This is a genomic window from Sphingomonas sp., assembly GCF_035758555.1.
Taxonomy (GTDB): Bacteria; Pseudomonadota; Alphaproteobacteria; order Sphingomonadales; family Sphingomonadaceae; genus Sphingomonas_B.
The window spans coordinates 22485-30373 of sequence record NZ_DASTXI010000074.1 but is presented as its reverse complement, the minus strand read 5'-3'; the positions used below and the strand labels follow the sequence as shown (position 1 = coordinate 30373).

Annotated in this window: 7 protein-coding genes and 1 pseudogene; all 8 read right to left on the bottom strand. The window is 67.2% G+C overall.

Features of this window, described 5'->3' with window-relative positions; translation table 11 throughout:
* Positions 1-317, bottom strand: a pseudogene (locus tag VFT73_RS04760) (SAM-dependent methyltransferase); the annotation flags it as partial.
* The gene (prfB, locus tag VFT73_RS04755) at positions 314-1441 is read right to left on the bottom strand and encodes a peptide chain release factor 2 (RefSeq protein WP_326409018.1); all 1128 of its coding nucleotides are present in this window, start codon (positions 1439-1441) and stop codon (positions 314-316) included. The gene prfB and the pseudogene VFT73_RS04760, both read right to left, overlap by 4 nt.
* A gap of 122 nt (positions 1442-1563) precedes the next feature.
* Positions 1564-4077 (bottom strand): PBP1A family penicillin-binding protein, encoded by a 2514-nt coding sequence (locus tag VFT73_RS04750; RefSeq protein ID WP_326409017.1) that lies wholly within the window; start codon positions 4075-4077, stop codon positions 1564-1566.
* 44 nt (positions 4078-4121) lie between these two features.
* On the bottom strand, positions 4122-4991 hold the full coding sequence (locus VFT73_RS04745; RefSeq protein ID WP_326409016.1) for an N-acetylmuramoyl-L-alanine amidase: 870 nt from the start codon (positions 4989-4991) through the stop codon (positions 4122-4124).
* 55 nt (positions 4992-5046) lie between these two features.
* Entirely contained in the window at positions 5047-5820 is a 774-nt protein-coding gene (xth, locus tag VFT73_RS04740; RefSeq protein WP_326409015.1) for an exodeoxyribonuclease III, read from the bottom strand.
* Positions 5821-5843: 23 nt separating this feature from the next.
* A complete protein-coding gene (gene erpA, locus VFT73_RS04735) occupies positions 5844-6173 on the bottom strand; it encodes an iron-sulfur cluster insertion protein ErpA (protein WP_326409014.1) in 330 nt (109 codons plus the stop codon).
* Between the two features lie 71 nt (positions 6174-6244).
* Positions 6245-6889: a M23 family metallopeptidase gene (locus VFT73_RS04730; RefSeq protein WP_326409013.1), complete on the bottom strand. Its 645-nt coding sequence runs from the start codon at positions 6887-6889 to the stop codon at positions 6245-6247.
* 173 nt (positions 6890-7062) lie between these two features.
* Positions 7063-7854: a ferritin-like domain-containing protein gene (locus VFT73_RS04725; RefSeq protein WP_414712788.1), complete on the bottom strand. Its 792-nt coding sequence runs from the start codon at positions 7852-7854 to the stop codon at positions 7063-7065.
* Positions 7855-7889 lie beyond the last annotated feature (35 nt).

Sequence of the window (7889 nt, the reverse complement as noted above, 5' to 3'; positions counted from 1 at the left end):
ACGATGTCTTCCGCGAGCACCCGGCCCTGCGGTCCCACGCGCGAAGCAAGGCGGATGGTGTAATAGCCCTCGCCCGCCCCGATATCGGCAACGGTCATGCCCGGCGTGATCCCGGCGCGGTCCATCACTTCCGCGGCTTCCTTCAGCCGGTCGCGGCTTTCCTCGTCCGACCAGCGGTTCGAGACGATGTCGGCGACCGGGCGGTGCGCTTTCGGGAATTCGGACGAATGCGCCTCGGCGGCCGCCGCATTGTGATCGGCCGGCGCTTCGCAGGCGCCGAGCAGCATCAGCGCAAGGACGGCGGCGCCGCGCCTCATTCGACGTCCTCGACCTCGACCTTTTCGCCCGTCACGCGCTGGCTGAGCGCCGCCGCCATGAACGGGTCGAGCGCGCCGTCCAGCACGTCGCCGGGCGCGGTCGAGGTCACGCCGGTGCGCAGGTCTTTCACCAGCTGATACGGCTGAAGAACGTAGGAGCGGATCTGGTGACCCCAGCCGATATCGGTCTTGGTTGCATTGGTCGCGTTCGCCTCCGCCTCGCGGCGCTGCAGCTCCCGCTCGAACAGCTTGGCGCGCAGCTGGCTGTATGCTTCGGCGCGGTTCTTGTGCTGCGACCGCTGGCTTTGCGACTGGACGACGATGCCGGTCGGCAAATGGGTGATGCGCACGGCGGAGTCAGTCGTGTTGATGTGCTGCCCGCCCGCGCCCGAGGCGCGGAAAGTATCGATGCGCAGGTCGCTTTCGTTCACCTCGATGTCGATATCGTCGTCGACGACCGGGTAAACCCAGACGCTGGCGAAGCTGGTGTGCCGCCGCGCGTTCGAATCATAGGGACTGATGCGGACCAGGCGGTGCACGCCGCTTTCTGTCTTTGCATAGCCATAGGCGTTCTCGCCCTTCAGCAGCAAAGTCGCCGACTTGATGCCAGCCTGCTCGCCGGCATGATAGTCGATCAGCTCGACCTTCATGCCGTGACGTTCGGCCCAGCGCGTGTACATGCGCTGCAGCATCCCGGCCCAATCCTGGCTTTCGGTGCCCCCGGCGCCGGCATTGACCTCGACATAGGTGTCGTTGGCGTCGGCCTCGCCGGCGAGCAGCGCCGCGACCTTGTCCCGCTCCGCCCGCTCGGCAAGCGCGGCGAGGCTCGCCACGCCTTCGTCGACCAGCGCCTCGTCGCCTTCGGCCTCGGCCAGCTCCATCAGCTCGACCGTGTCGTCGCGCTCGCGCTCGATCGCGCGCGTCGCCGTAATCGCCTCGTCGAGCCGGCGGCGTTCGCGCATCACTGCCTGCGCCTGCTTCGGATCGTTCCAGAGGGACTGGTCCTCGACCTTCGCATTGAGCTCGTCGAGGCGCCGCAGCGCGCGGTCCCAGTCGAGGAATCGCCTGAGCAGCGCGAGCGCGTCGTTGATCTGGTCGACATAGGCTTGCGCTTCGGCGCGCATTCGAAACCTCTTTCGTCATTCCGGCGAAGGCCGGAATCCACTTCCTCGCCCCCGCCGTTCAAGTCTCTGTCCTGGATCCCGGCCTTCGCCGGGACACGCTCTGCCGCCTTACGGCAGCAGAGCTAGTAAATCCCGCCTTCGCGCTCAAGGAACTCGCTGTCGCGGGGTCCCTGGCGGACCGGAACGTCGGGCGGAAGCAATTTTTCCTTCGGCCGGGCGGCGATCTCTTCGCGCCTGATCGTGCGCCGCGGTTCGCTTTCCGGCTTGAACGCTTCCCAGATCACGGCCGGCTTCGGCTCGGTCAGCGACGGGAAGGTGCCGAACACCTTACGCCCGGAGCGGCGGTCGATCCGGACCATGCGGATGCCCGGCGCCGCCCGGAACGAGACGATCGGCATGTCCTTCAGCGCCTCGCGCGCGAACTGCTTGAAGATCGGCGCGGCGAGCGTGCCGCCCTGGGCATAGCCGCCCATCGGCCGCGGCTGGTCATAGCCCAGATAGATGCCGCCGATCAGGTCGGGCGATCCGCCGATGAACCAGACGTTGGTCGGCCCGCTGGTGGTGCCGGTCTTGCCGATCAGCGGCCGGTTCAGCTCACGCAAGGTCTGGGCGGTGCCGCGCAGCACCACGCCTTCCATGATATGGACGATCTGATACGCCGTCATCGGGTCCATCAGCTGGCGGCCGCGCGCGGGCGGACGCGGCATCGGCTTGCCGTCCCAATCCTTCGCATTGCAGGTCCGCATCAGCGCGCAGCGGCTGTCGGTGCGGAAGATGACCTTGCCGTTCCGGTCCTGCACATAGTCGATCAGCGTCGGCTTCAGCTCGCGGCCCAAGGCCACCAGCTGCGACACGGCGTTCGTCATCTTCAGCGCCGTCGTCTCGCCCGCCCCAAGCGCGATCGACAGGAACGGCTTGTAGTTGCCGATGCCCATACGCGCGATCGTGCGCACGACATTGTCCATGCCGGTCTGCGACGCGGTGCGCACCGTCATCAGGTTGCGCGATTGCTCGATCGCCCAGCGCAAGGTCTGCGGGCCGGCATAGCCGCCGGAGAAGTTCCGGAAGCATTTCTGGCCCAGCAGCGCCGACTGGTAGACGCAGAACGGTCCGTCGACGATCAGCGTCGCGGGCGTCATGCCCTGGTCGAGCGCAGCGGCGTAGACGAACGGCTTGATCGTGGAGCCGGGCTGCCGCAGCGCCTGGGTCGCATTGTTGAAGGCATGGATGCGGCTGTCCCACCCGCCCTGCATCGCCATGATGCGGCCGGTGTGCGGGTCCTCGACAACCATCGCGCCGGACACGGCAGGGATCGAGCGCAGTTCCCAGACGCCGTTGTCTTCCTCGACAGCGATCACATCGCCCGGCTTCAGCGCGCCGAAAGTGGTGCCCCCCTTCCCTGCGACCGGCATGCTCGCTGCAGAGGCCGGCATCGTTCCGGTATCGCCGCTCTGGAAGCCAAGCTTCGCTTCGCCGCCGGATTTCTCGAGCACGATCGCGACCCGCCAGTCGGTATAGCCGGCGCCCAGATTGGCTGCGGCGAGGCGCTGCGCCCAATTGCCTTCGATCGACAGCTTCTTGATCGGGCCGTGCCAGCCCTTGCCGCGGTCGTAGCGGACCAGACCGTCGCGCAGCGCCGTTTCGGCCAGCTGCTGCAGCCGCGGGTCGAGCGACGTCCGCACCCACAGGCCGCCGGCATAGAGGCTGTTCGGCCCATCCTCGGCAGTCGCGCCGTAGCGCTGGATCAGCTCGCGCCGGACCTCTTCGAGGAAATAGCCGGCATTGGATTCGAACCGCGTCCCCTGCCGCGGCACGGTACCGAGCGGCGAGGCGACCGCCGCATCATGCTCGGCCTTGCTGATGAAGCCGTTGCGCAGCATTTCGCCCAGCACCCAGTTGCGCCGGGCGAGCGCGCGTTCGGTGTGGCGTTCGGGATCGTAGTTGGACGGCCCCTTGGGCAGAATCGCGAGATAGGCCATTTGCGGCAGCGTCAGCTGCGCCACGTCCTTGTCGAAATAGGCGCGCGCCGCCGCCTGCACGCCATAGGCGTTCCGGCCGAGGAAAATCTGGTTCAGATAGAGTTCGAGGATCTGCTCCTTGCTCAGCGCATCCTCGATCCGGTAGGCGAGCAGCGCCTCACGGATCTTGCGCCGATAGCTGAGCTCGTTGCCCAGCAGCAGGTTCTTCGCGACCTGCTGGGTGATCGTCGACGCGCCGACCGGACGGCCGCTGTGCGTCAGATTGGTGATGATCGCCGAGACGATGCCCGGATAGTCGACGCCGCCATGGCTGAAAAAGGTCCGGTCTTCGGCGGAGATATAGGCATGGACCAGCTGCTGCGGGAATTCCGGATAGGAAAGCTGGACGCGGCGTTCGCGGGCATAGGAATGGATCGGCGTGCCGTCGATCGCGCGTACATTGGTCGGCAGCGGCGGCTGGTAGGTGCGCAGCTTGTCGACCGAGGGCAGATCGCGGGCGAACAGCACCCAGATCAGCGCATAGCCGATCAGCAGCAGGCCGGCGGCGTAGGCGGCCCAGCGGAACCAGCGCCGCGTCCACAGCTCGCCCAGCTTTTGCCGATAATCACCCGCCCGCTTCAGGGTAAAGCGCGAGCCTGCCGTCTCAGACTGTTCCATCCGCTCCCGGCTCTAGCAAGTTTCGGCAGCTTTGGAACCGGATATCACCGGCTGGCGAAGCGCTTTGCGAAGTGAATCTCGATCGCGCCTGCCACCGCCGCGCCGACCCGGGCGCGGCTGTCGTCGGAGGCGAGCAGGTTCAAATCGGCATCGTTGGTAATGTAGCCGGTTTCCAGCAGCACCGACGGCACGTCCGGCGCCTTCAGCACCACGAACGCCGCCTTGCGATGATAATCGCGCCGGAACGGCAGCACCGGCCGCGCCTCGCGATAGAGCAGGTTGGTGAAGCCGGCGGCGTCCTCGAGCGATTCGCGCTGGGCGAGATCGATCAGGATCGATGTGACGGCCTCGCTCCGGCCGCTCAGATTGACGCCGCGGACGATGTCGGCCTTGTTCTCACGGTTGGCGAGCGCGGCAGCCTCGGCGTCCGTGGCGACTTCGGACAGGGTGTAGAGCGTCGCACCATGCGCCTGTTCGTCGGCGCCCGCGGAATCGGCGTGGATCGACAGGAACAGCGATGCGCCCAGCTCCCGCGCCATTTCATAGCGTTCGCGCAATGCGAGGAAACGGTCGTCGCTGCGCGTGAGCGCAACCCGGACACGGCCGTGCCGCGCCAGCGCGTCGCGCACCGAGCGCGCGACCGCGAGCGTCAGGTCTTTCTCCAGCTCGCCGGTCGCGGCCTTGGCGCCGAGATCATAGCCGCCATGACCGGCATCGATCACCACCAGCGGCGCCCCGGCGGGTCCGGCGACGCCCGGCATCGGGGGCGGCGGCGGCGGCGGATCGAGCGGGATGATCAGCGGCCCGCCTTCGCCCGCGGCCAAGCCCGGCGTCATCACCGCAAGGCCGGCCAGCCCGAACAGCATTGCCGCTCCGGCCAGACCTCGCACGAGCAGCTTTGTGCTCCGTTTCAATCCGCACGCCCCAAAAGTTTCGGCCGCGTTTACCGTGTTTTGGTTAACAAAGCGACTAGTCCCGAAGGAGCGCCCAGGTCGGGGCGTGGTCGCTCGCCTTTTCGCGGCCGCGATAGCTCTTGTCGACGCCGGCATCGGCCAGCCGGTCGGCAGCCTGCGGGCTCAGCAGCAGATGGTCGATGCGAAAGCCCGCGTCGCGCTGCCAGCAGCCGGCCTGATAGTCCCAGAAGGTCCAGAGCGGCGTGACCGGGTGGCGCGTCTTCAAGGCGTCGGTCCAGCCCTGGTAGAGCAGCCGGCGGAAGGCCTGGCGGCTTTCCGGCTGCATCAGCGCATCCTGGGCCATTGCCGAGACGGAGAAAGTGTCGGCGTCGGTCGGGATCACATTATAATCGCCGGCCAACACCACCGGGCGCTCCTCTGCCAGCAGCTCCGCCGCATGGGCGCAGAGCCGCTCCATCCAGAGCAATTTATAGTCGAATTTGGGCCCCGGCTGCGGATTGCCGTTGGGCAGATAGATCGACGCGACGACCACGCCGTCCACTTCGGCCTCGAGATAGCGGCTGTGCGTGTCGTCCGGGTCGCCGGGCAGGCCGCGCATCCGCTCGACCGGATCGGCGCCTTTGGCGAGGACCGCGACACCGTTGAAGCCCTTCTGCCCGTGCCACGCCGCGCCATAGCCCGCCGCGCGCACTTCGGCCTCGGGAAAGGTCTCGTCGGAGGATTTGAGCTCCTGCAGGCAGACCACGTCCGGCTTCTGCTCCTCCAGATATTCGATCAGGCGGGGAAGCCGGGCCTTGATGCCGTTCACGTTGTAGGTGGCGATGCGCATCCACCCCACCTAGCCGGACGGGATCAGACCGAAAAGCTCGATCCGCAGCCGCAGCCGGACGCGGCGTTCGGGTTTTCGACCTTGAATGCGGCGCCGCCGAGATTTTCGACATAGTCGACGGCGGAGCCGCGGACGAGATCGAGGCTGACGCTGTCGACGACCAGCGTCACACCGTCGCGCTCGACGGTCAGGTCGTCGCTTTCGACTGCATCGGCGAGGCCGAAGCGATACTGGAAGCCGGAGCAGCCGCCGCCTTCGACGGACAGGCGCAGGATCGCCGGCTTGCCTTGGCGCGCGGCGATTGCCGCAACGCGCTGGGCGGCAGAAGAGGTCAGCTGGATCGGGTCGCTCACCCCCTGGATTTAGGAACGAAAAGAGCCGCCGGCAACGTGGCCGGCGGCTCTCCTCTCCCTTGGCTCGAAAATCAATTGGTGCCGGCGGTGTCGCCTTCGGGGCCACCCTGGGCGAGCGGAGCGGTCATCGCGTTTACGCGCTGCTTCATCGCGACCGCCATTTCGGCCGAATCGAGATACGGAATCGGGTTCACGGCGCGGCCGTCCATCCGGACTTCATAGTGAAGATGGCTGCCGGTCGAACGGCCGGTCGAGCCCATCAGCGCGATCACGTCGCCGCGCTTCACGCGCTGGCCCGGCTGCACCAGGATCTTCGACAGGTGGCCGTAGCGGGTTTCGAGGCCGCGGCCATGCTCCAGCTCGACCAGATTGCCATAGCCGCCGGTCCAGCCCGCGCGCTCGACGATGCCGTCGGCGGTCGCGTAGATCTTGGTGCCGGTCGGGCCGGGAATGTCGACGCCGGCGTGCATCGCCGCGGTGCCGCGGAACGGGTCCGAACGGACGCCGTAGAAGCTGCTGAAGTTGAGATTCGCGACCGGCTTCAGCGACGGCACCGACATGCTGCCTTCGTCCGCCGGCAGGGTCTGGCCGACCTGGTCCATGCTCTTCCAGGACTGGAACAGCGCCTTGTACTGCGCATCGCCGCTATCGGCGGACGCGGCGACCGACGTGGTCGCGACCGCGACGGCGAAAACCGAGCGCGCAATCGTTTTCACATTGAAAATGCGGCGGAACCCGTTTGCGCGCACCGCGTTTGCTTGCGTTGAGAACAAGACTCGTCCTTCCGGCGACCTCTCGGTCCAGGCGATCACCCTTGCGCCGGACCTTGTGATTCCTTGCCGTGCGGAGCCCCCCGCTCGGCTTGCCGGACTTGTCTGCAATCAGCTGGTTAATGACAACCTACCATATAGAAAGCGCGGGCCAGACCGGCCCGCTCGCGCGCCGAGTCGTTGAACGGAGGCTTCAGCGACCCCCGAAAATGGCGCGCGACCAACTGCTGCCAGGCCGGAATCGGGTCGAGCCCCGCCGATTCACAGCCATGACCGAACCATCGCGTGCCGGCACAGACATGACGCTCCTCGTCGGCCAGGATTCGGGTGAGGATGCGCGCCGTCGTCAAATCGCCAACCGCTTCGAATCGCTCGATTGTCGCCGGCGTGATATCGAGCCCGCGCGCCTCCAGCACCATCGGCACCACCGCCAGCCGGGCGAGCGGATCGTGCGCGGTCTCCTCCGCCGCCTGCCATAGTCCGTCATGCGCGGGGAGCGCGCCGTAAAAGCTGCCGAGCGCGCGCAGCCGCCGGTCGAGCAATGCGAAATGCATCGCTTCCTCGGCGCCGACCCTCATCCAGTCGTCCGCGAACGCGCGCGGGAAATGCGCGCCGAACCGGCCGAGCATGTCGAACGCCAGATCGATCGCGACGAACTCGATATGGGCGAGTGCATGGATCATCGCGATTCGCGAGGCCGCGGAACCCGCGCGCCCACGCTTCGGCATCCGGTTCGGCGGCAGCAACTCGGGCGCGGCCGGACGCGCAGGGCGATCGGGCATGGCGACGGAGAAGGCATGGTCGAGCCGGCCCAGCCGCCAGTCGCGCGCGGCCGTGCGGGCGGCACGTATTTTGGCGTAAGGCTCCGCCGTGGTGAGGACGGTGCGGGCGGCCTGGGAGATGTCGAACATTGGGTCCGTCATTGCGAGGAGCGGAGCGACGAAGC

What these genes read in the sequence shown, in the direction of transcription:
- prfB (WP_326409018.1), bottom strand. Translation starts at nt 1,441, where the DNA reads ATGCGCGCCGAAGCGCAAGCCTATGTCGACCAGATCAACGACGCGCTC.
- VFT73_RS04750 (WP_326409017.1), bottom strand. Translation starts at nt 4,077, where the DNA reads ATGGAACAGTCTGAGACGGCAGGCTCGCGCTTTACCCTGAAGCGGGCG.
- xth (WP_326409015.1), bottom strand. Translation starts at nt 5,820, where the DNA reads ATGCGCATCGCCACCTACAACGTGAACGGCATCAAGGCCCGGCTTCCC.
- VFT73_RS04725 (WP_414712788.1), bottom strand. Translation starts at nt 7,854, where the DNA reads ATGTTCGACATCTCCCAGGCCGCCCGCACCGTCCTCACCACGGCGGAG.